Source organism: Lactococcus sp. bn62, from assembly GCF_029492705.2.
Classification (GTDB): Bacteria; Bacillota; Bacilli; order Lactobacillales; family Streptococcaceae; genus Lactococcus; species Lactococcus petauri.
Genome location: NZ_CP120417.1, coordinates 1,744,700 through 1,765,318 on the forward strand (window position 1 = coordinate 1,744,700; position 20,619 = coordinate 1,765,318).

The 20,619-nt window shown below is 38.1% G+C and carries 21 protein-coding genes; 5 read left to right on the plus strand and 16 right to left on the minus strand.

Annotated elements, in window-relative coordinates; translation table 11 throughout:
* Positions 1 to 1,020: an iron ABC transporter permease gene (locus P3G65_RS09130; protein ID WP_019292447.1), complete on the minus strand. Its 1,020-nt coding sequence runs from the start codon at positions 1,018 to 1,020 to the stop codon at positions 1 to 3.
* The gene (locus P3G65_RS09135) at positions 998 to 1,939 is read right to left on the minus strand and encodes an ABC transporter substrate-binding protein (RefSeq protein WP_017370578.1); all 942 of its coding nucleotides are present in this window, start codon (positions 1,937 to 1,939) and stop codon (positions 998 to 1,000) included. The genes P3G65_RS09130 and P3G65_RS09135 overlap by 23 nt, the downstream gene beginning before the upstream one ends.
* A gap of 431 nt (positions 1,940 to 2,370) precedes the next feature.
* Between P3G65_RS09135 and P3G65_RS09140 the strand changes: the two genes are divergently transcribed.
* Positions 2,371 to 3,336 (plus strand): ribose-phosphate diphosphokinase, encoded by a 966-nt coding sequence (locus tag P3G65_RS09140; RefSeq protein WP_017370577.1) that lies wholly within the window; start codon positions 2,371 to 2,373, stop codon positions 3,334 to 3,336.
* 192 nt (positions 3,337 to 3,528) lie between these two features.
* Here the strand turns inward: P3G65_RS09140 and P3G65_RS09145 are convergent, their stop codons facing one another.
* Positions 3,529 to 3,903: a hypothetical protein gene (locus P3G65_RS09145; protein WP_017370576.1), complete on the minus strand. Its 375-nt coding sequence runs from the start codon at positions 3,901 to 3,903 to the stop codon at positions 3,529 to 3,531.
* 452 nt (positions 3,904 to 4,355) lie between these two features.
* On the opposite strand from P3G65_RS09145, the gene P3G65_RS09150 reads away from it, so the two are divergent.
* Positions 4,356 to 5,474, plus strand: a complete 1,119-nt coding sequence (locus P3G65_RS09150) for a cysteine desulfurase family protein (protein ID WP_026063896.1) — start codon at positions 4,356 to 4,358, stop codon at positions 5,472 to 5,474.
* A gap of 3 nt (positions 5,475 to 5,477) precedes the next feature.
* Entirely contained in the window at positions 5,478 to 5,822 is a 345-nt protein-coding gene (locus P3G65_RS09155; RefSeq protein ID WP_017370574.1) for a DUF1831 domain-containing protein, read from the plus strand.
* 116 nt (positions 5,823 to 5,938) lie between these two features.
* Here the strand turns inward: P3G65_RS09155 and tuf are convergent, their stop codons facing one another.
* Complete coding sequence (gene tuf / locus P3G65_RS09160) at positions 5,939 to 7,126, minus strand: elongation factor Tu (RefSeq protein ID WP_003133474.1); 1,188 nt, start codon at positions 7,124 to 7,126, stop codon at positions 5,939 to 5,941.
* Positions 7,127 to 7,307: 181 nt separating this feature from the next.
* Here tuf and P3G65_RS09165 point away from each other — a divergent pair, with 181 nt between their 5' ends.
* A complete protein-coding gene (locus P3G65_RS09165; protein WP_017370573.1) occupies positions 7,308 to 7,490 on the plus strand; it encodes an SPJ_0845 family protein in 183 nt (60 codons plus the stop codon).
* 61 nt (positions 7,491 to 7,551) lie between these two features.
* Entirely contained in the window at positions 7,552 to 7,668 is a 117-nt protein-coding gene (locus P3G65_RS09170) for a DUF4044 domain-containing protein (protein ID WP_004259413.1), read from the plus strand.
* A 58-nt stretch (positions 7,669 to 7,726) separates the two neighbouring features.
* Here the strand turns inward: P3G65_RS09170 and ileS are convergent, their stop codons facing one another.
* The 12 genes from ileS to P3G65_RS09230 all read right to left on the minus strand — a co-directional run bounded on the left by ileS (position 7,727) and on the right by P3G65_RS09230 (position 20,535).
* Positions 7,727 to 10,513, minus strand: a complete 2,787-nt coding sequence (gene ileS, locus P3G65_RS09175; protein WP_019292448.1) for an isoleucine--tRNA ligase — start codon at positions 10,511 to 10,513, stop codon at positions 7,727 to 7,729.
* A 324-nt stretch (positions 10,514 to 10,837) separates the two neighbouring features.
* Positions 10,838 to 11,662: a DivIVA domain-containing protein gene (locus P3G65_RS09180; RefSeq protein ID WP_017370571.1), complete on the minus strand. Its 825-nt coding sequence runs from the start codon at positions 11,660 to 11,662 to the stop codon at positions 10,838 to 10,840.
* 26 nt (positions 11,663 to 11,688) lie between these two features.
* Positions 11,689 to 12,486, minus strand: a complete 798-nt coding sequence (locus P3G65_RS09185) for an RNA-binding protein (RefSeq protein WP_017370570.1) — start codon at positions 12,484 to 12,486, stop codon at positions 11,689 to 11,691.
* A complete protein-coding gene (locus tag P3G65_RS09190) occupies positions 12,483 to 12,728 on the minus strand; it encodes a YggT family protein (protein WP_003133468.1) in 246 nt (81 codons plus the stop codon). The genes P3G65_RS09185 and P3G65_RS09190 overlap by 4 nt, the downstream gene beginning before the upstream one ends.
* Positions 12,729 to 12,734: 6 nt before the next feature.
* Entirely contained in the window at positions 12,735 to 13,313 is a 579-nt protein-coding gene (locus P3G65_RS09195; RefSeq protein ID WP_017370569.1) for a cell division protein SepF, read from the minus strand.
* A 40-nt stretch (positions 13,314 to 13,353) separates the two neighbouring features.
* Positions 13,354 to 14,025 carry a YggS family pyridoxal phosphate-dependent enzyme gene (locus P3G65_RS09200; protein WP_017370568.1) on the minus strand — a complete coding sequence of 224 codons (672 nt, stop codon included), beginning with the start codon at positions 14,023 to 14,025 and terminating at the stop codon, positions 13,354 to 13,356.
* The gene (gene ftsZ, locus P3G65_RS09205; protein WP_017370567.1) at positions 14,025 to 15,299 is read right to left on the minus strand and encodes a cell division protein FtsZ; all 1,275 of its coding nucleotides are present in this window, start codon (positions 15,297 to 15,299) and stop codon (positions 14,025 to 14,027) included. The genes P3G65_RS09200 and ftsZ overlap by 1 nt, the downstream gene beginning before the upstream one ends.
* A 27-nt stretch (positions 15,300 to 15,326) precedes the next feature.
* Positions 15,327 to 16,688 carry a cell division protein FtsA gene (gene ftsA / locus P3G65_RS09210; RefSeq protein WP_017370566.1) on the minus strand — a complete coding sequence of 454 codons (1,362 nt, stop codon included), beginning with the start codon at positions 16,686 to 16,688 and terminating at the stop codon, positions 15,327 to 15,329.
* 119 nt (positions 16,689 to 16,807) lie between these two features.
* A complete protein-coding gene (locus P3G65_RS09215; protein WP_017370565.1) occupies positions 16,808 to 17,680 on the minus strand; it encodes a DegV family protein in 873 nt (290 codons plus the stop codon).
* 10 nt (positions 17,681 to 17,690) lie between these two features.
* Positions 17,691 to 18,419 carry a 23S rRNA (guanosine(2251)-2'-O)-methyltransferase RlmB gene (rlmB, locus tag P3G65_RS09220; RefSeq protein WP_017370564.1) on the minus strand — a complete coding sequence of 243 codons (729 nt, stop codon included), beginning with the start codon at positions 18,417 to 18,419 and terminating at the stop codon, positions 17,691 to 17,693.
* A 49-nt stretch (positions 18,420 to 18,468) separates the two neighbouring features.
* Complete coding sequence (pepC, locus tag P3G65_RS09225) at positions 18,469 to 19,779, minus strand: aminopeptidase C (RefSeq protein ID WP_019292450.1); 1,311 nt, start codon at positions 19,777 to 19,779, stop codon at positions 18,469 to 18,471.
* A gap of 75 nt (positions 19,780 to 19,854) precedes the next feature.
* Positions 19,855 to 20,535, minus strand: coding sequence for a 5'-methylthioadenosine/adenosylhomocysteine nucleosidase (locus P3G65_RS09230; RefSeq protein WP_017370562.1), 681 nt, complete (start codon positions 20,533 to 20,535; stop codon positions 19,855 to 19,857).
* Positions 20,536 to 20,619: the final 84 nt, after the last annotated feature.

Below are 20,619 nucleotides of genomic sequence, written 5' to 3' on the forward strand. Positions count from 1 at the left end.
TCATACTTGTCCTTTTCTAAAGAAAATATAGCAGAAAAATGGCGCACCAATGAGGGCTGTTACTGCTCCAATTGGTAATTCTCTTGTTTGGAAAACACTTCTTGCTACAGTATCTGCAAGAACACAGAGCAGGCCGCCTATAAGTGCTGAGCTTGGAAGAACCCACTTATGTGTCGCACCAAACAAACGACGAGCGATATGAGGTGCAATCAAATCGACAAAACCAATCACTCCCGTCATTGCTACGCTGGCTCCTGTGAGCAAAGTCGATAAGCTAATTAAAATAACTTTCGTCCGTTTGACTTCTACTCCTTGACTCAAAGCAAAGGTATCACCAAAACTCAAAATATCCATTTCTCGGTGAAAGTAAAGTAAGCAGACGAAACTAAAGACAAAGAGTAAAGTGAGGAGCTGTACGTTTTCCCATGAAGCTCCTGAAAAACTCCCCAATTGCCAGAAAATGATACGTTGCATATAATCCGGCGAAAAGGTCATCATTAAAGTTAAAAAAGAATTAACAAACAAAGAAAATACCATTCCCACCAAAATGATAGTTTGATTATCTAATGATTGGGAAAATTGTTGAGCAAAGAGTAAAACGATAAAAACAGTTACAAGTCCAAAAGCAAAGCCCGCAAGGCTCATCGAAATCGAAGTGCTCATAAAATTAATACCGAGTAACATCACAGTCGAAGCGCCTAATGAAGCACCTGATGATACGCCTAAGGTATAGGAAGAGGCTAAAGGATTTTGTAAAAGTGATTGCATCACTGTTCCACTAGCACCCAAGGCTAAGCCGACAAGAAAGCTGAGCAAAATCCGAGGCATGCGAACTTCAAGAAGAATACTTTGCAAAAGAGGAGCAGAATCTTTCCCTCTGCCCAATATCATATTCATTAAATCACCGACTGATATCGGAGCACTTCCTATTTGAAGGCTTAAAAGCATTGCCAGTAAAGATAGGGCCAAAAGCATCACAATAATGCTTATTCTATTCTTATTTGAAGTTTTTGAATACATCAGGATATACCGCTTTTGCCATTTCTGTCATTGCTTTTATTACATGTTGATTAGGAAGCGAGCTTCTTTCGTTATCAATAGAATAAACGGCTTTATTTTTTACTGCCTTCACTTCTTCCCAACCTTTCAATTTTAAAATGTCATTAATAGGATCCGGAACATATTCAACATTTGTTAATATTACATCTGGATTAGCCATAATTGCTGCCTCTTCTGAAACTTTGATGGCTCCTGTTTCTTTGGCCATCACATTCTCAGCTCCAATTGTTTCAATCATTTCATTGATATAAGTGTCCTTTCCCATACTATAAATTTCTGGGGAAGCCGCGATTTCAAACAGAATCCTTTTCTTATGATTTATTTTTGCAGCTTGTTCTTTAAAAGCAGAGATATCCTTCTCCATCTGACCAGTAAGTTGTTCTCCTTTTTCTTTTTGGTTTAAAGCTGTCGCCACGAGACGAATATTGTTTTCAATTTCTTTAAAGTTCTTTTCAGTAGGTAGGACGACAACACTCGTTCCTTTATCTTGTAGCTTCTTAATTTTATCTTCCGATTGGAACAAGGTCAAATCACTCACAAATAAAAGTTCTGGCTGGAGCGCCATTATTTTTTCAAGATCCAAGTTCATAAGGTCTGTCTGCTGCACATTTTCCAAACCCTTAACATACTTGGGGCTTTGCGTATCTACAGCAATGAGTTTATCTTTTTGCCCCAGATCGTTAATCACTTGTGTCACCGCAGGTGAGAGTGACACAACTCTCTGAATATTGTTGGGAATTTTTACTCTCTCACCTTGTGGTGTCGTAATTTCAACTTTAGATGAGTTTGCTTCCTGAGTCACGTGTTTATTTTTTGTACATGCTGATAGACTAACCACCATAAACAGCAAACCAATTATCGTTAGTGTTTTCTTTTTCATTTGTTCTCCCTCACTAAAAAAAGCTCTCATCATTTAAAGCCCTTATTTTTGAAACCAAGGCCCTTGCTAACAGTGTCACCCACAAATATGACTTAGTCTGGTCCCTCACAGTCATTTAAGTGCTGCTAAGAAGTTACCCTCTTTCCATACTTGCCGCTGTTCTTGTATTATTTTTATTTATCTCATCTTGAGACATAACATTCCTCTTATTTTACCATGTCCACACTTAACTTCGGTAACTAAAACACTTGGCTTACTACAGAGGATATATAAGATAATGAGACAACTCTAAATATCAAACATCTTCCATTAAAAATTTTTTTATTTTAACCCTTACCTATATAACGTGAAACCTTTCACGTAAATAGCGCTATGAAATCCCCCTCAAATTTGATAGAATAGACATATCATAATATTATAGGAGAAAAACTGTGACTTATTCTGACGCACAACTTAAACTTTTTTCACTGAACTCGAATCCTGAATTAGCTGAAAAAATTAGCAAAATTATGGATGTTCCTTTGGGGAAAGTAACTTCAAAACAATTTTCTGACGGAGAAATCATGATTAACATGGAAGAAAGTGTTCGTAATCATGATGTTTATATTATCCAGTCAACAAGTTGGCCAGTCAATGACAACATTTGGGAATTGTTGATTATGATTGATGCTTGCGTCCGTGCATCTGCACATTCAGTCAATATCGTTATGCCATACTTTGGTTATGCGCGTCAAGACCGAACTGCTTCAAGCCGTGAACCAATCACAGCTAAGCTTGTAGCTGATATGCTCGTCAAAGCTGGAGCAGATCGTGTACTCACTTTAGACATCCATGCAGTTCAAGTTCAAGGTTTCTTTGATATTCCTGTCGATAATCTCTTTACTGTACCGCTTTTTGCTGAGTACTACATGAATAAAGGGTTGTCTGGCGATGACGTTGTCGTTGTTGCACCTAAAAACTCAGGTATCAAACGCGCGCGTAGTCTTGCGGAATATTTAGAAGCTCCTATTGCCATCGTTGACTATGAAGATGACGATGCAAAACGTGAAAATGGTTATATCATCGGTAATGTTGAAGGGAAAAAAGTTATTCTTATTGATGATATCCTCAACTCAGGTGTAACATTCTCAAATGCTGCTTCTGTCGTGCGCGAAGCAGGTGCTGGAGATGTTTATGCCGTAGCAAGTCACGGTCTCTTCACTAAAACGGCAGCTGACTTACTTGAAAAGTCTGGAATTTGTGAAGTTCTCGTCACAGACTCGGTAGCTACTAAAAATCGTAAACCTAACAATGTAAAATACCTTAGTGTCGATAAACACATGGCAGATGCAATTCTTCGTATTCATGAAGGACGTCCTGTATCTCCGCTCTTCAAATTTGATAAAAATCAAGACTAAAGTCTATTCTGAACAATATTTAAGTTCATTCAGCACCAGCTTTTAGCTGGTTTTTTTATATGAAAAAAAGCCACGTTGGCAAAACGAGACTTCATATTCAGGAAATTTTTATCGATATTTTGATTTGCCATATCCAATATATCATATTTGCTTATCAATAACGTTACCTTTTGTTAACAGAGCTAGAAATGGTTAGCTATCTCTTTTTTTATCATTCTTTTCTTTATAATTTTCTTCCTTTATTTTTTTGTCCTCAAGAGTAAATCCTTTTGATTTGAGATAGAGAAAGAGTTCTTGAAATAATGGATTGATTTGACAAATGAGTTGAAGCATTCGTGCAAAGAAAAAAAGTAAAGAACTATTGATAACAAATTCTATTTCATGGTTGTACATTTTTACATTTGAAAACTTGTAAAACTCGAAAACACCCCAAAAGATTGCTATCGTTACAACATCAATCACTATTCTTTTCTTCAAAGGCGGATCCATTTTTTCGCCATCCTTGAGCCATGTTAATCCTAAAATAATTACAATTAATGCCGAGATACCTAATAAGTTATATTCCATTTGTCTGCTCTTCCTTTCCTATAAGACTGTTTACCAGCTTAAATTTATTATATCCTTCATTATTAGATTGTTCCACTTCGTTTAAAAAATTATACTTTAGCCTTTGTCAGTGTTATAATTGGTATAGGCAGATCACAATAATATAATTAATACATCTTTCAAAGGTCACCTCTCTGCCTAGGTGGCTTTTTTCATAACCTGTACTTACTTTAGTCACTTCTTTCTCCTCTCATAACTTCATTTATCTAAAAAATTAGCGGAAGCGTTCGAATTTCAGAAAAAAAATATAAAACATGGTAATATAGAGATAATGGAAACTTACGATTATCATTAAGCTTTCGTATAGAGTACATAAATGAAATACACACATTTATTAAAAGGTTAAGTTAATAGAAGCTTACATGTCCTTGAAATAAGACTTTTAATAGAAACTCGAAAGAGAGGAAAGAACAATTATATATCTAGATAATGCCGCAACAACACCGATACTTCCTGAAGTTGTTGATGTCATGACGGAAGTTCTTGCTAACAATTTTGGCAATCCGTCCAGTACGCACACTTTTGGTCGCCAAGCGAGCCAACTCGTACGTCAGGCACGAGAAACAGTAGCTAAGGCACTTCAAGTTTCACCTGGAACAATTACTTTTACTTCCGGCGGAAGTGAATCCAACTCCACCGCTTTGGTCGGTTACGCTTTAGCCAACCGTCAAAATGGTAATCATATTATCACCACTGCCTTAGAGCATCCATCAGTACTTAATGCCCTTGACTACTTGAAAACACGTCATGGCTTTGATGTTACTTTTGTTCAACCCAAAACTGATGGCTCTTTCCCCGCCCAATTGATTGAAAATGAATTGCGGGAAGAGACAATTCTTGTTTCAATGATGATGGCCAATAATGAAACTGGGCAACTACTTCCCATCAAAGAAGTGGGGCAACTTTTAGAAAATCATCAAGCTGTTTTTCATGTTGATTCAGTACAAACAATGGGGAAAATCCCCGTACATCCTGAGGAGCTAAAAATAGATTTTCTATCAGCTAGTGCTCACAAATTCCATGGTCCAAAAGGTGTTGGCTTTCTTTATCATCGTTCCGGACTAAAATTTGACAGTATTATACACGGCGGCGAACAAGAAGAAAAACGACGTGCAGGTACAGAAAATCTTCATTCTCTTTTGGGTATGGCAAAAGCACTACAAATTGCAACAGATAACATGAGTGCTAATTATGCCCATGTTGAAAAACTGAAAGCTTCACTTCTAGACGATCTTGCAGATATTGAGTATTATACACACGAATTTGGTCCGAGTATGCCACATGTTGTAAATATCGGGTTCCCAGGGAAAAATCATGATTTATTACTCGCAAAACTTGATCTTGCTGGTGTGGCAATTTCAACTGGTTCAGCCTGCACCGCTGGAACAGTTGATCCTTCCCATGTTCTCGAAGCTGTATATGGTAGTGAATCACAAAAACTTAAAGAAAATATTCGTGTTTCTTTTTCAGAACTCAATACTGAAGAAGAAATTCACAATTTTGTTCAAACACTAAAAGAAAGGGCACTATAAAAGATGGCTTTTATTACTGAAAAAAAACTTGAGGGCTGCAAATACAGCTACACATTATCACCAAAAGTTAAGAAATTTACTCTCAAAGACACAACTTTTTCTCAAAATAATATTGGAAACTTTGAATTTAAACGTATACTTGAAGAAGTTCCAAATTCGGGTCAAGGTTTTCTCCTTAAAATTATTATTAATCCTGATTTAACAGGTTTTAAACTATCAGTTACTGATAAATCTGGATTACGTAATGTGAATATCTTTAAAAATGCTAGCGAAATTATCCAAGAAAAATTTTATTTCCAAATGGATACTTTTGTTGATCGTGAAATCTTTATTAAAAATGAAGTCTAAAAAAACTCCCAAATGGGAGCTTTTTTATTTTCTAATCTCAAACCTATTCATCAAAAAAACCTCACAAAATGTGAGGTTTTTTAGGAAGTGAGTTCACTTCAATAATTCTTAACGAATTATGCTTTGATTTCAGCTACGATACCTGAACCAACAGTACGTCCACCTTCACGGATAGAGAAAGTAGTTCCTTGTTCGATGGCAACTGGGTGGATAAGTTCAACATCGATGTGAACGTTATCACCAGGCATTACCATTTCAGTACCTTCTGGAAGTTTAACTGAACCAGTAACGTCAGTTGTGTGGAAGTAGAATTGAGGACGGTAGTTGTCGAAGAATGGAGTGTGACGTCCACCTTCTTCTTTGCTCAATACGTAAACTTCACCTTCGAATTTAGTATGTGGAGTGATTGAACCTGGTTTAGCGATAACTTGACCACGTTCGATTTCGTCACGTTGAACACCACGGAGAAGTACACCAACGTTATCGCCGGCAAGACCTTCATCAAGTGTTTTACGGAACATTTCGATACCAGTAACGACAGCTTTTTTAGTGTCTTCTTTGATACCAACGATTTCGATTTCGTCGTTGACTTTAACAGTACCACGTTCGATACGACCTGAAGCAACTGTACCACGACCAGTGATTGAGAATACGTCTTCGACTGGAAGCAACAATGGTTTGTCAGTGTCACGTTCTGGAGTTGGGATATATTCGTCAACGATGTCCATAAGTTCTTCAACTTTAGCAACCCATTGAGGTTCACCGTTCAAAGCACCAAGAGCTGAACCAGCGATTACTGGAGTATCGTCACCTGGGAAGTCGTATTCTGACAAGAGGTCACGTACTTCCATTTCAACAAGTTCCATAAGTTCTTCGTCATCAACGAGGTCAGCTTTGTTAAGGAATACGATAAGGTATTTAACACCAACTTGACGTGAAAGCAAGATGTGTTCACGTGTTTGTGGCATTGGTCCGTCAGTTGCAGCAACTACGAGGATCGCGCCGTCCATTTGGGCAGCACCAGTGATCATGTTTTTAACGTAGTCCGCGTGACCTGGGGCGTCGATGTGGGCATAGTGACGTTTATCAGTTTCGTACTCGATGTGAGCAGTGTTGATAGTGATACCACGTTCGCGTTCTTCTGGCGCAGCATCGATAGATGCGAAATCAGTCGCTTTAGAATAACCTTTGTCAGACAATACTTTAGAGATTGCAGCTGAGAGGGTAGTTTTACCATGGTCAACGTGTCCGATAGTACCAATATTTACGTGCGGTTTGCTACGGTCGTAAACTTCTTTAGCCATTTTAAAATGTCTCCTTTGAGAAAAAATATATTTTTTATAGGTAGCAGTGCTTTACACAAACTACCGTTCCATAACATTATACTGGATTTTCGCTTTAAATGCAAACTTTATTGCTATTTATCTGGCTTTTTTTGACTTTTCGTAGTAAAATATATAAAAAATGATAAGGAGTAATATCGATATGGGATTAACTTTTAGAAAACGTGATGATTTCGATAAAATGATGGATGATTTAGGCGTCTCAACCGGTAATTTAGACACTGATAAAGCAACAGCGAAAACTGAGAAGCAAGAAGATCCATTTGCAAAATTCTTAGAACCAAAAGAGTCTTCAAAATCTGAAACGGACAATTCTGGTAAATAGTGTGACATTTTACTAATTTATTGCTAGAATAGAACTGAGAATAATAAATATTGAGGAAACTATGGCTTACAAAAAGAAACAAAAATCTACTTTTCAAAAAGTGACGATGGTTGTTGTCGTTGCGATGCTGCTACTTATTGTCTTTAGCTCCCTAGCTATGGCTCTGTCTGCATTTTAAAAACTGCTTGAAGCAGTTTTTTATATTATAAAAAGCTTGGATATCCAAGCTTTTTATTTTATTCAAACCCATCAGTTAATACTTGAGGAAATTCATTTTTTACAATGGTAGCACAGCTTGAGCAAAGGGCATGTAAATGTTCATTTTCATCAGTCCCAACGGTCACATCTGTACGGCGACAACGGTCACATACTTGACCTGCTGCTTGTTCCACAAGAATAGCTACATCATCAAATTTAACAGCTTCTTCTGGTGCTCCCTCATTTGATACAGAGAATTCTGAAACAATGAGAAGTTGAGCAACATTTTCATCAAGACTTACAAGAAGACTTGAAACCACTTCATTAGGATATACAGTAACTTTTGCTTCAAGTGATTTACCGATTAATTTTGCTTCTCGTGCTTCTTCAAGCGCTTTAAGTACTTTATTTCGGAAATCAAGGAATGCTTCCCATTCACCGAGTAACTCTTCTGAGCCAGTGAAGTCTTTAACTTCAGGCATTTCAGCAAGATAAGCGAACTCTTCCGTTTCTGCTTCAAGGTATGACCAGATTTCTTCTGCTGTGTGCGGCAGAATCGGAACTAAAAGTTTTGTCAAATCTGCAAGCATTGTATACATCACGGTTTGCATTGAACGACGATCTGCAGCATTGACTGCCTCGATGTATACCACATCCTTAGCAAAATCAAGATAGAAAGCAGACAAATCATTGGTCAAGAAGTTAATCACTTGCTTATAAACACTCATGAAATTGTATGAATCATAAGCTTCACGTACTGATTCTACTAGTGTATTGAATTTGACAAGCATATATTTATCAACACTACGTAAGTTTTCATAAGAAACCGCATTTGTGTTTTTATCAAAATCGGTAGTATTTGCGATTAGGAAACGCATTGTGTTACGGATTTTACGATAAACTTCTGAAACTTGATTAAGGATCTCCATAGAAACACGAACATCGGCTTCAGTATCGACAGAAGCTACCCAGAGACGAAGAATATCTGCCCCTAATTTTCCTGTCACATCTGAAGGTAAAATTGTATTACCAATAGATTTAGACATTTTACGTCCTTTTCCATCAAGAACAAAACCTTGTGACAGAACTGCTTTGTATGGAGAAACACCGTTAACAGCAACTGAAGTTGTGATTGATGAGTTAAACCAACCACGATATTGATCTGAACCTTCAAGATAAAGATCGGCAGGGTAAGATAGGTAATCGCGTTCGTTCAGAACACCATTCCATGATGAACCTGAATCAAACCAGACATCCATGATGTCTTTTTCTTTTGTGAATTTACCGTTTGGAGAACCAGGATGAGTGAAGCCTTCTGGTAACAACTCTTTAGCTTCACGTTCAACCCAAACTTTTGAACCGTGTTCCGCAAAAAGCTGGGCAACATGTTCTGTTGTTTCCGGCGTAATGATTGCCTCTCCATTTTCCGCATAGAAGATTGGCAGTGGAACACCCCAAGCGCGTTGACGAGAAATGACCCAATCTCCACGGTCACGAACCATATTATAGAGACGTGTTTTCCCCCAAGGGATAATCCAATCCACTTGTTTAATTTCACTTAGGATATTTTCACGGAAGTCATCAATCGATGCAAACCATTGTGGTGTTGCACGGAAAATAACGGGTTTCTTCGTACGCCAATCATGTGGATAACTGTGTGTAAAGAAGTCAAGCTTCAGCAAAGCTCCTTTTTCTTCTAACCATTTACTTACAATTTTGTTTCCTTCATCGTAGAAGATACCTTCTAAACCAGGTGCTTCATCCGTATAGTAACCACGGTTGTCCACAGGTGATAGAACTTCAAGTTTATATTTACGGCTAAAGAAGTAGTCATCTTCACCATGACCTGGTGCGCTATGAACGAGTCCAGTACCAGAATCAAGTGTGACATAATCCCCATTCATAATCAATGATTCACGATTATAAAATGGGTGATAAGCCGTCATCATATCCATTTCAGAACCTTTAAGTGTTTGAATTACCGTTGGGTTTTCCCACTCTAAAGTCTCTGCCACCTTGCTAAGCATTTCTGAAGCAACAACAAATTTACGATTTCCTACTTCTACAACTGAATATTCGTAGTCTGGATGTACAAAAATCCCCATATTTGCTGGCAATGTCCAAGGTGTCGTTGTCCAGATAACAAATTCTGCATCTTCTGGTAACAAGCCCTTAACATCTTTTGCTTTGAAAGCCACAAAGATTGATGCCGAACGGACATCTTGGTATTCAATTTCCGCTTCTGCCAATGAACTTTCTGATGAAGGAGACCAGTAAATTGGTTTTTGACCTTTGTAGATATAGCCTTTTTCCGCCATTTTACCGAAGACACGAATTTGTGCAGCCTCATATTCTGGGAGAAGTGTCATATATGGACGTTCCCAATCTGCTAAAACTCCTAAAGACTTAAAGTCTGAACGTTGCATATCTACTTGCTTGAGCGCATATTTGCGACACTCCTCAAGATAGTCTAACATGTCCATTTCTTTACGGTTCATACCCGCTTTTGAAAGTTGTTGTTCGATAGGTAAACCGTGAGTATCCCATCCTGGTACATATGGTGCACGGAAACCAGACATGGATTTATAGCGTACAATAATATCTTTCGAAATTTTATTTAGGGCATGTCCAACGTGGATATTTCCATTTGCATAGGGAGGTCCATCATGCAACATAAACGATGGTTTACCTTCATTCAGTTCTTGACGTGCTTCATAAAGTTTAGCTTCTTCCCAGCCTTTTTGCCAGCCAGCTTCTTTATTTGGCAAGCCTGCTCGCATCGGGAAAGCCGTTTTCCCTAAATTCAATGTATCTTTAATTTTCATAATTTTTACCTTTCTTTTAAACTTTATCTGTTTACCAGTATCTCTAAACTCTCTGTTTCTTGCGTATTATCATTCTAATCCGCTAAAGCGGAAAGAATGATAATAAAAAACGGTCTTTCGAAAAAGGACGAAAGACCGTGGTACCACCTTAATTTTTCTCACGAAAAGTGAGAACTCTTACGTACGTAACGTGTACAGCGTCTAAACTTACTTGACTTGGGCTTAGAATAATTTAGGTGATAATCCGAAAAACAGGGAATATGAGACTTCCATCAACTCTCACTTGCTGTAAATATATTTTTCTTTTCTTGTCCTAAAATTAAATTATTTATGTTCAGGTACTTCTACTTCTGGAACTTCTGTTTGCATTTCTGGAAAAACTGGATAAGAAGTTTCTTCATTTTTTTCAGTTTCTGCAACTTTCCCTTCTTCTGAGGGTATTTTTTGAGTTTCCTCTTCAAGAGCAGGAGCCAAAACTTCTTTCACAGTCTGTGGAATTTCAGTTTCTTCCTTAACTGTAGGTTCTACAACAGTGTTTTCTTCAGCCTTAGCGGGTTCATCTTTAGCGATATTTCCTTGTAAAGATGTATCACTCAACTGCATATCCACAATTTCTTGAAGCTTTTCTTCAGGATTTGTAATATGTGAAGATGTTGCTTCTAGAGTATCTTGCCAATCTTCTGAATGAATACTTGCCAACTGAGCCTCAATGATTGAAGTCATACGTTGGTGATAAAGACGCATTTTACGTTTCAAATCATCTGTATCACGAACCAAGCGACGTGCATCATCCGAAGCTTGATTAAGGATTGTTCCTGCTTCTTTTTTAGCGGCTTCAATAATGAGCTGACCTTTTTGACTAGCTTCAGCAATAATGCTGTTTGATTCACTCTGTGCTTGAACACGTAAATTGTCGGCCGCATCTTGTGCAACGACAATAGATTTATTCAAGGAATCTTTCATATCATCGAAATATTTTACGCGTTCACGTAAAGCCTTAAGCTCACGCTCTTGATCTTTAATTTTTTGTGCAAATTCATCGTAATCACGAACAACGATATCTAAAAATTCTTCAATTTCATGTTTGTTGTAACCACGCATTTGTGTATTAAATGTTTTATTTTGAACATCTAAACTATTTAATGCCATAAGTACCTCCAATCTCCCAAGAGACTCTATCTTTTCTTATGATTCTTAGTAATTTCACATTCGATTTTCTGTTTACCTTTTTTGGTTTCACCTAAAATTCTTAGAATCTTAATACGACCTAGGCCACGAACACTGATTAAATCTCCTTGTTCGACAGTAAAATCTTTCTTTTCAATTTCAAGGTAATTTAATTTTACCTTTCTTGATTGTAACATATTTACGGCAAGATTGCGAGAAATCTCGAAAGTGCTTGCAATAATTTTGTCAATACGCATACTCGAAACTAAGACTACTTTCATTACTGAGGCAGCTTCTGTTTCTATCAGCTCTTCAAATGGTTTTTCAACAAATTGTACGGTGGCAGAACCAATTTTTTTGATATTATTCTGAAAGATTTCAAGAAGATGTTTGGAAACAAAAACTTGTGCCCTTCCTTCGCTTAAAATAATATCGCCAAGCTCTGAACGCCGAATTCCCGTTTGACCTAAGAAACTTCCCAAAATTTGGGAATGCTTGAGTTGACAAAATTTCTTAGCGTATAAAATTTCTAACAACGCCAGGTCAAAGTCTGCGACATCTAACTGATAAAATTCAGGCGCAATAATAATCTTAGTAAGTTCGGTCTGGGCAATATCCTGAGTAGAAAAAATCTGAAGTTCCCGCTTATTTGCTAAAGATTCGAGAATTTCAACTTCTCTAGGATTTAGAAAATAAGTAGTAACTACAGAATAATTGTTTTCCACACGATCCATCCAGTCTAAGACGCGATCAATAAATTGCTTTTCATCAGGATGAAAGTGTTGATATATATTTTCATGACTCATAAGAAGCGTAAAAGAAGTTGTTGAATAACTTGTAAAGCAATTACACCAAGCACGATTGTGAAATCTAATCCTGCAAAACGTAATGGAATACCTTCAAATAAGCTCAGATAAGGTCTTGAAATTTTGACAATAAAACGGCCTACAGCTGTATCATAAAGGCTTGGTATCCAACTCATCAGAGCATAAGCTACTAAAACCCAGGTATAAAGACCAATCAGTCGAATTAAAATATATATAATCATAGTTTATTAAATATCGAAGTTCTCAAAGTTTTGCCCTGCCAAGATACTTAATTCTTGGGAAGCATCAACTGTGATATTCGCCGGTGTAAGTAAGAAAATTTGTCCGCCAACATTTTGAACATCACCATCAAGTGTAAATACAACACCAGTCAAGAAGTCAATTGAACGTCGTGCTTGGTTATCTGGCATAAACTTGAAGTTAACCAAAACCGACTCTCCATTTTTAACGATGCGCGCAGATTCCATAATATCAGAATAGGCACGTGGCTCTTTGATGGCAATAACTTGTCCTGCATTTGTTGTGGCTTGATTCATCATAGGTTTTTGAACTTTTTTCTCTGTTGTTTTAGTGTTATTTGTTGTTGAAGAAAAGGATGCTGGGCGTTTAGCAGTTGATTTTGCTTGCGCTTGTCTTTGAGGTTGAACCGGACGATTCATACCTGTGGCTTTCTTTTCTGTGTTTACTGCTGAAGACTTTTGCGGTTGTGGTTGTGGCTTTTGTGCCGCTACAACGGGTTCATCATACTCATCGTCGTCCTCTTCGAAAAATTTTTTTAATTTATCAAATTGATCTTTTAAGGCCATACTTCCCTCCGTTTTCAATGCTTAAGATTCTATACAAATTTTATTCAAAAAATGCTGTACCAATTCGAACAAAGGTCGCTCCTTGTTGAATTGCTCTTGTATAATCACGGCTCATTCCCATACTCAATTCAGTACAAGGAATATTAGTAATTTCTTTAGCCGCAATTTCGATTTGCAATTGCTTCATCGAAGCGAAAATGTTATCCAACTGCTCATTATCAGCATCAATCGGCGCCATCGTCATCAAGCCCACAATTTCCACATTATCTAACTGTGAGATTTCTGCTAAAGCTTGATCTATGTCTTCTGGCGCAAATCCATGTTTTGTCTCTTCACCTGAGATATTGACTTCGAGGAAACATTTTATCATATGTTCCGCACGTTTTTCAATTTCTTTGGCAAGCTTGACCGAATCTAAAGCATGAAAGTAATCAACTAAATTAATGACATCTTTTACTTTACGGCGTTGCAAATTTCCGATGAGATGCCAAGTAATATCTTTGTTTTCAAGAGCCTTATATTTTTCAAGAAATAAATCTGTACGATTTTCTGCTAAATGATGAATACCTGCTTCAACTACTTGTGCTGCTTTTGCAGTATCGACATACTTGGTTACGGCAATCACCTGAACGTCTTGATTTGAATAAGGAGATGTAGCTTTTGCCACATCTACCTTGTTCAAAATATTTTTAACATTTTCTGCTATACTCATTATTTACGGAAAAATGGTGGAGTATCGATATCTTCATCTGTAGATGGGATACCTGAGAAGCTTGTAACATTCGATGAGTTTTCACGGTTTTGATTTCCGTTTTGACGCGGTGAAGCATCGCGACGAAGATCCCAATCACCAAAAGCAGATCCTGATTTTTGTGTAGGAGCTTGTTGGGCTTGTGAAGGCTGTGAAGCTTGTGCTGGTCGTGAAGTTGGCGCTGAGGCTTGTTTCATCGAAGTATGTTGAAAGTTCGGTTGACGACGTGGTTCATCTACAACTGGAGCTGTAGATGTTCCTAAATATTCATCAGTTGCATCTTGTGAAACACCTGTGGCTACAACAGTAACACGAATTTCATCACTGAGTGAGTCATCAATAGATGTACCCAACAAGATGTTCACATCGTTACCTGCAGCTTGAATAACAATTTCTGAAGCATCCTGAGCTTCAATAAGGCTCATATCCATACCACCTGTAACATTAAGGAGGACATTTTCAGCACCTTCAATTGTTGTTTCAAGCAATGGTGAGTAAATCGCTTTACGTGTTGCTTCAATGACACGATCTTCACCAGTTGCAACACCGATACCCATGAGGGCATCTCCTTTGTTCGCCATAACTGTTTTCACATCAGCGAAGTCAAGGTTAATCATACCTGGATTTGTAATCAAGTCAGTAACACCTTGAACACCTTGGCGGAGAACATTATCTGCTTCACGCAATGCCTCTGTCAAAGGAGTTTTCTTATCAACGATTTCAAGCAAGTTGTTGTTTGAGATGATAAGTAATGTGTCTACATTTGCACGAAGATCTTCAATGCCTTCTGTTGCAAAGTAGCTACGTTTTGAGCCTTCAAAACCAAATGGACGAGTTACAACTGCAACTGTCAAAGCACCAATTTCTTTTGCGATTTGAGCGATTACAGGAGCAGCACCTGTTCCTGTTCCACCACCCATACCAGCAGTGATGAAGACCATATCTGCGCCTTCAAAAGATTGGGCAATTGTTTCTGCAGATTCTTCTGCGGCACGGCGACCAACCTCAGGCTGTGCACCTGCACCAAGTCCTCGTGTCAATTTTGGACCAAGTTGAATTACTGTATCTGCTTTTGAACTGCGCAAAGCTTGTACATCTGTATTAGCTACGATAAAGTCAACGCCAGAAACGCCTTCTTCAATCATGCGGTTAACTGCGTTACCACCGCCGCCACCAACACCGATAACTTTAATTACAGCGCCTTGAGCGATTTCTGTATCAAATGAAAATTCCATGTTTTATTTCTCCGTTATTAAGTCGTTTTAGTCAAAAAGGTTTGAGAACATGTTGCGCATACGATCCACAACACCTTCTTTTTCTTCTTCAGGTTCAGCTGCTGGTTGAGCAACTGGACGAGTTGGAGCTTCTGTTTGGTAGAAGTTATTTTCTTCATAATCCATTGTATCTGTTGCCGGAAGAACAGGTTCTTCATATTGCGCAACAGGAGCAACATATGTGCTGTCAGAAGCAATGGCTTGTGATACAAGTCGATCAATGTCTGTGCGTTCACCAACGTAGTTGACAACACTGATTACTTGAGCGAAAGCTGGGTTACGTAAGCCCATTTCGCTTGGTACGAAAAGACGTGCATTCATCCCAATAACTTTTGTTGCAAGATTCACTGTGCCAGGCATTGCCGCAGCTCCGCCAAGGACCACAATTCCACCAGGATAATCTAATGAACGTGTGTTTTCCAAATCTGATTTCACACGGTTAAAAATTTGTGTTAAACGTGCTTCAATAATTTGTGAAAGGTAATATTCTGTGATTTCTTCTGGGTCTGTTTGTCCAACAACGTCAACCGGGAAGTATTCTTCTTGACTGGCGCGCTCAGTACTTGCTTCACCATAATTTAGTTTCAAATCTTCTGCTTCACTCAATGAAGTATTAAGTACAGTAGAAATGTCACGTGTCACATAATCGCCACCTTCTGGGCTTGTATGTGCAAACTTCAGCTGTTGATCACGAACAGCGGAAACTGTTGTTTGGCCTGCACCAAGATCAATCATTACTGTACCAAACTCACGTTCTCCTTCTGAAAGTACATAGTGACTCATAGCCAGCGGAGCAATCACGAGATTATCCACAATCAAGCCAGCACGTTCCACAACTTTACGAATGTTGTGTACTAATGTTTTTGGACCAGTATAAATGATACCACGCATACCTAAACGCACACCAAACATCCCACGAGGGTCAGATATTCCTGTGAAATCATCAACTGTAAACTCAGTTGTCTCTACAGAAATTATTTCACGTTCAGGAACTACACCACGCATCAATGCATTTTGCACCGTTTGCATTACATCATCTTCTGTAATTTCTTTTGAAGTCCCGATAATTGGAACCATGCCTTGGCAGTTTTCCATTTCGAGTTGATTGGCAGGAATACTGACATTAATTTTGTCAATCGTAATCCCCGCACGTTCTTCAGCAGCGTTAACAGCCTTGCGCAAAGCTGTTGCCACCTTTTCAATATCTACAATAATTCCGTTTTTTAGACCGTCAGATTTTGCATTACCGACGCCAATTATATTCATTTCGTCTGAGACGTACTCCGCAACCAACACTTTAATAGTATTTGTACCGATGTCAACGCCCGTATAAAGTCCACTTTTTAGCATAAAAGCGACCCCTTTCCTCACATATCACAATTCATATTTTCAATTTATCGAGTTTACACTCACTCTATATTTTAACACAAAATCACAGTAAAACAAGAGTTCAACTGTGATTTTTTATATTATTTTCTATTTTTTTTAGTAATTGAAAAAATCGCCAAAGTACCAGAACCTGTATGAGTGACAATCGTTGGACTCAGAGGACGGATGTCAACCTTGTCAACATGTTGTTCCAAGAAGAGTTGTTTCACTTCTTGAGCAGTGGCTTCGCTCCCAGAATAGGCCACAATTACATGTGAATAAGCCGGGTCCATCTCTTCAAGTGTCATGTCAACTAAACTTTTTATTGCTTTCTTCTTGCCACGTACTTTAGTCAGTTGTGTCAACTTGCCTTCTGCATCTACGGTAAGGAGAGGTTTGATGTTGGCCATCGTTCCAACCATAGCAACAGCTTTGGGAATACGTCCTCCACGTGCCAGATGATTCAAGTCGTCAACCATGAAAAGACTCTTAAGGCGTAAAATAAGTGTTTCAAAAATAGGCAACGCTTCTGTCAAACTCTTCCCAGATTCTCGTAGATTCACCATTTCTTGGACCAAGAAACCCTCTCCAGAAGCTGCGGCCAATGTATCCACTACCGTAATTTTAGCTTTCGGATATTCTTCTAGAATCATTTCTCGAGCAATAACGGCAGATTGATAAGTACCTGATAAGCCTGATGAAAAGGCCAGATACACAATTTCTTCTTCTGGATTTTGGCTTATAAATTTTTTGAATAACTCGGAAAACTGGCCAGAATTAATTTGTGATGTTTGAACAGTTTTGCCTGCTTTAATTTCTCGGAGAAGGTGTTCATTACTCAGGCTATTTTCGCCAATAGTTGGATAGGTTTGCTCACCAATAGTGACAGTCATTCCTAATACAGCTATGTCGTACTTTTGTAAATAATCTTCACTCAAATCCGCTGTTGAATCAGTAACAATGCGAAAAGTCATCTTTTTCCCCTTACATCTTATTTCTAAAAATTTCGTACATCAAAATACTGGCAGCAACACTTGCATTCAAACTTTGAACATGGCCAACCATCGGAATAGTAATCATCTCGTCCACTTGTTTCTTCAGATTTTGACCAATACCTTTTCCTTCATTTCCAATCACCAAGGCAACTTTACCCGAGGTATTCCATTTAGAATAAGTGGTACCGTCCATGTCGGTTCCAAAAGTCCAAAAACCAGCTTCTTTTAGTTTATCTAACGTTTGAGAAAGATTAGTAACACGTACCACGGGCACATGTTGCAAAGCACCTGTACTTGCTTTTACTGCTGTTGGCGTGATCCCTACCGCGCGGTGTTTTGGAATAATAATCGCATCTACTCCTGTTGCATCTGCTGTTCGGGCAATTGATCCTAAATTGTGAGGATCTGTCAGCTCATCTAAAATTAAAATTGTCGCAGTTTCTTTATCCGAAACTTGTGCTAAAATTGTTGCCAATTCTGCATAAGCAAATTCTGCCACACGGGCAACAAAACCTTGATGAACTCCGTTTTCTGATATTTTATTTAATTCAGTTTTAGGTGTCCAAGAGATGTTTACTTTTTTTTCACGCGCAAGTTCCTTGATTTTCTCAACGTTCTTACCCCGTAATTTTTCCTCGACATAGAGTTTATTGACTACTCCTGCATTGAGTGACTCTGTTACAGCGTGTAAGCCGTATATGATATCCGTATTTTCCATAATATTATTATAGCAAAAAAGATGTCCATATGGGACATCTTCTCTTCTTTTAAGCCAAAGCTCCCATAGGATCCCAAGGTAAGAGGATCTGAGGTTCAGCATTGTAGGCTGCAAGTTCTTCAGGAGTGAGCAAATCTTTGCGTACTACGATTTGGTAGGTATATTCATCCATCCAAGCATCAGAGGCCACAAAATAGCCTTCCTTACCAACATCTTTCCCCCAAGAGTTTTCAACTTTCCATTTCGTAGGTGCTCCATTTTCATCCAAATCTACACCTGTTAAAACCATAGCATGTGTCATTAAAGATTCAGCATAATCTAAGCGTGAGGCTTTGTCCTGTGTAAAGTGAATATCAAGCGCTGTCTCAAAATCATATGCATCAAGAGTCAACAAACCATCCTTACGATTTGAAACTTGTCCAACATCACAACCAAACCAAACTGTTTCACCTGCTTGCATTTGTGCAATGGCGAGTTTTTTGAAACGATCCATGTCAAGATTCAAGTGCTTAACATCACGAGCTCCAACCACATTTCCCAGAAATTCAACTGTGTATGATTTGTTGTAAGGTTTATCTTCTGTTGGTGCATTAATGACCGAAACATAGTCATCAAGTTTGATATCTACATATTGAGCATAAAATTCTTGGGCTGTGCCTGAGAATTTTTCTAATGCGCTTTCTTTGTCACGGAATGCATACTCAAAATGTTGCGGAGGAAGTCCAAGAGTTGCTGCTAAAAAGTTAAAAATTTCTTGTAACAAATCTTCTTTAAGAACTTGTACATCTTCGCCCTTTGCCAGTGCTTCTCTCAATAATTGAGCATCTTGGCGCAACAGTTTGTCTAAATACTGGTTGAGTTCACGCGAATTAGAAGATGCTGCTGATTCAGGATAAATATCCTTAGGAACAACACCGTATTTTTCAAAAAGCGCCACAACCATATCCCATTGTCCACCATCTTGTTGTGGTGTTTGGAGTAAAAATTTCAAGCGACGATCGTCCATATCTACATGGTTAATAATTTGTTCCATAAACCAATTTGACTTTTCGTATTTATCCCAAAAGAAAGTGTAAGCCTGTGACAGTTCAAAGTTTTCTAACTTAAATTGTCCAATCATTTTATGACGGAAAGTATTCAGAGCAGCAAACATCCAACAACGACCTGATTGTTTTTGATTCGTTACTTTATCTTTGGTAAGGTCAATTGAAAACTCTGGAATATTGTTGGCATGTGAGCTACGAACTTCCAAAGCATTCAGGAGCCCATTTTTCGTCGCTGCATTCTCTACAGCACGAAATTTAGGGTTTTCCGCAAAGTTGTCATTAAGTTTTTGTGTGAAATCTTGAGTAATAGTCATTTCATTCTTCTCCACTTCCATGTATTGATTTTATTATTATAACTTTTTCTGGTGAAAAAGTCAGCTAATTATCGTTTATTCCATATTGTTCAGAAAATTCATTAATGTTTGGGCAGATTTGCGACCAGCTTCAATAATAAATTCATCAAATTTCACATTTGCATCGTGGCTTGCTGTATCCGACATCGCACGAATAATGACAAACGGTTTTTTCAAGGCTGTTGCTGCTTGGGCAATCGAAGCCCCTTCCATTTCAACGGCCAAAACATCTGGAAAGTGTTTTTTAATTTCAGCAATGCGGCCGTCGCTAGAAATAAAGCTGTCAGAGCTTGTAATCAGACCAACAACAGGATTCTCAATCGCTTTTTTAAGCTCTGAAACAAAATATTTACTGCTCTCAAAATAAAGCGGCTGTTGCGCCATTTGCCCAAAAGCATAGCCAAAAGCTGTAACATCAACATCATGATAAGCAAGCTTGTCAGCAACAACAACATCGCCTATTTTTAATTCGTGATTAACCGCACCAGCAGAACCTGTATTAATAATCCCTTCAACGGAAAAAACTTCAACCAACAAAGTAACTGCCATTGCAGACATCACTTTACCTATTCCTGATTGGACCAGTACAACCTCATGACGACCTATTGATCCGGTATGAAAGACATAACCGTGACGTGTAATCTTACTTGCATTGTCAAGATTTTCTACAAGAGTACGGAGCTCTTCTTCCATTGCACAAATAATTCCTAATTTCATTTTTATTCTCCTTTTTCTTTCATTGTGGTAAGTACATTATATAGTATAAAAGTTTAAAATAAAACCCCACATATATGTGAGGTA

Bases quoted from the DNA above. Each gene is read 5' to 3' on its own strand.
- P3G65_RS09130 (WP_019292447.1), bottom strand. From the start codon at position 1,020: ATGTATTCAAAAACTTCAAATAAGAATAGAATAAGCATTATTGTGATG.
- P3G65_RS09135 (WP_017370578.1), bottom strand. From the start codon at position 1,939: ATGAAAAAGAAAACACTAACGATAATTGGTTTGCTGTTTATGGTGGTT.
- P3G65_RS09145 (WP_017370576.1), bottom strand. From the start codon at position 3,903: ATGGAATATAACTTATTAGGTATCTCGGCATTAATTGTAATTATTTTA.
- P3G65_RS09155 (WP_017370574.1), top strand. From the start codon at position 5,478: ATGGCTTTTATTACTGAAAAAAAACTTGAGGGCTGCAAATACAGCTAC.
- tuf (WP_003133474.1), bottom strand. From the start codon at position 7,126: ATGGCTAAAGAAGTTTACGACCGTAGCAAACCGCACGTAAATATTGGT.
- P3G65_RS09165 (WP_017370573.1), top strand. From the start codon at position 7,308: ATGGGATTAACTTTTAGAAAACGTGATGATTTCGATAAAATGATGGAT.
- P3G65_RS09170 (WP_004259413.1), top strand. From the start codon at position 7,552: ATGGCTTACAAAAAGAAACAAAAATCTACTTTTCAAAAAGTGACGATG.
- ileS (WP_019292448.1), bottom strand. From the start codon at position 10,513: ATGAAAATTAAAGATACATTGAATTTAGGGAAAACGGCTTTCCCGATG.
- P3G65_RS09180 (WP_017370571.1), bottom strand. From the start codon at position 11,662: ATGGCATTAAATAGTTTAGATGTTCAAAATAAAACATTTAATACACAA.
- P3G65_RS09185 (WP_017370570.1), bottom strand. From the start codon at position 12,486: ATGAGTCATGAAAATATATATCAACACTTTCATCCTGATGAAAAGCAA.
- P3G65_RS09190 (WP_003133468.1), bottom strand. From the start codon at position 12,728: ATGATTATATATATTTTAATTCGACTGATTGGTCTTTATACCTGGGTT.
- P3G65_RS09195 (WP_017370569.1), bottom strand. From the start codon at position 13,313: ATGGCCTTAAAAGATCAATTTGATAAATTAAAAAAATTTTTCGAAGAG.
- P3G65_RS09200 (WP_017370568.1), bottom strand. From the start codon at position 14,025: ATGAGTATAGCAGAAAATGTTAAAAATATTTTGAACAAGGTAGATGTG.
- ftsZ (WP_017370567.1), bottom strand. From the start codon at position 15,299: ATGGAATTTTCATTTGATACAGAAATCGCTCAAGGCGCTGTAATTAAA.
- ftsA (WP_017370566.1), bottom strand. From the start codon at position 16,688: ATGCTAAAAAGTGGACTTTATACGGGCGTTGACATCGGTACAAATACT.
- P3G65_RS09215 (WP_017370565.1), bottom strand. From the start codon at position 17,680: ATGACTTTTCGCATTGTTACTGATTCAACAGCGGATTTGAGTGAAGAT.
- rlmB (WP_017370564.1), bottom strand. From the start codon at position 18,419: ATGGAAAATACGGATATCATATACGGCTTACACGCTGTAACAGAGTCA.
- pepC (WP_019292450.1), bottom strand. From the start codon at position 19,779: ATGACTATTACTCAAGATTTCACACAAAAACTTAATGACAACTTTGCG.
- P3G65_RS09230 (WP_017370562.1), bottom strand. From the start codon at position 20,535: ATGAAATTAGGAATTATTTGTGCAATGGAAGAAGAGCTCCGTACTCTT.